Origin of the sequence: Nguyenibacter vanlangensis (genome assembly GCF_013376155.1) — a bacterium.
Lineage (GTDB): Bacteria > Pseudomonadota > Alphaproteobacteria > Acetobacterales > Acetobacteraceae > Gluconacetobacter > Gluconacetobacter vanlangensis.
On sequence record NZ_JABXXP010000775.1, the window covers coordinates 1 to 1,263 of the forward strand.

General features: G+C 67.9%; 3 protein-coding genes. 2 read left to right on the forward strand and 1 reads right to left on the reverse strand.

Annotated elements, in window-relative coordinates; translation table 11 throughout:
• The coding region (locus HUK84_RS18915) for a cytochrome c biogenesis protein (RefSeq protein ID WP_246285778.1) at positions 1–304 on the reverse strand (304 nt) is incomplete at its 3' end.
• 234 nt (positions 305–538) lie between these two features.
• Here HUK84_RS18915 and HUK84_RS18920 point away from each other — a divergent pair.
• The gene (locus tag HUK84_RS18920; protein ID WP_176641600.1) at positions 539–832 is read left to right on the forward strand and encodes a YciI family protein; all 294 of its coding nucleotides are present in this window, start codon (positions 539–541) and stop codon (positions 830–832) included.
• A 5-nt stretch (positions 833–837) separates the two neighbouring features.
• Positions 838–1,263 (forward strand): EVE domain-containing protein (locus HUK84_RS18925; protein ID WP_176641601.1); only part of this gene is annotated, 426 nt, incomplete at its 3' end.

Sequence of the window (1,263 nt, forward strand, 5' to 3'; positions counted from 1 at the left end):
CCAGGTCCGCCAGCGGGTGGCGCCACACCAGCGACAGCAGCGAACAGACCGCCAGCGCCATATAGCCCGACGAGGCCAGCCACGCCGCCGGCACATGCACGTACATGATGCGCACGCTGTCGCCCTGCTGCCAGTCGGCGGGCGAGAAGAACAGCCCCCAGACGATGCCGGCCGCCGACAGCGCCAGCGCCGGCCAGGTCAGCCAGGGCTGCAGGCGCGCGCCCAGCCGGAGAAACCGCCCCGGATTGGCATAGCGATGGAAGAAATTGCCCGTGCGTGCGGTCAGGCTCTGCGTGGCGTTCAAGACGATCCTGTTCCCTCCACGTCCCGCGGAAGGCTCCTGTCGTTGCGTCCGTCTTGCGACGGGGTGGGGGCGTTTCGCTCCCCGCTCCTACACCATCATGCGACGAAAGGCACGGGCTCTGCCGATCATGGCAGATTGTTCATATACCGGACGGCCTTATATGATCGCCTTATAATGTCGAGCGTTTGGTCCCGGCCGGCTTTCCCGGCCGGGACTGGACTGAAAGGGTCTTCCATGCTTTTCGCGATCATCTGCACCGACAAGCCGGGCGCGCTGGACACGCGCATGGCCACCCGGCCGCAGCATCTGGCCTATCTGCAGGCCTATCAGGAGCGCATCCTCCAGGCCGGCCCGCTGCTCGGCCTCGACGGCCGCCCCTGCGGCAGCCTGCTGCTGGTCGATGTCGAGGACCGCGCCGCCGCCGAGGGCTTCGCCGCCAGCGATCCCTACGCCAAGGCCGACGTGTTCGAAAGCGTGGTGATCCGCGCCTTCCGCGCCGTGTTCCGCGACGGCGCGCTGGTGGAATAGGCGCGATGGCATATTGGCTGGTCAAGTCCGAGCCCGACGCGTTTTCCTGGGACCAGCAGGTCGCCAACAAGGTCGAGCCCTGGACCGGCGTGCGCAATTACCAGGCCAGGCGCAACATGATGGACATGCGCCTGGGCGATCGCGCCTTCTTCTATCATTCGAATATCGGCAAGGAGATCGTGGGCGTGGTCGAAATCGTCCGCGAAGCCTATCCGGACCCCACGTCCGGCGAATCCGCGTCCCCCGAGTCCGCGTCGGCCGGGTCCGCGTCGGCCAAGTCCGCGACCAAGGGTGGCGGCTGGATCTGCGTCGATGTGCGCGCGGTCGGGCCGATGCCCCGCCCCGTCACCCTGGCGGCGATCAAGGCCGATCCGGCGCTGGCCGACCTGGCCCTGGTCCGCCAGTCGCGCCTGTCGGTGGTGCCGCTGTCC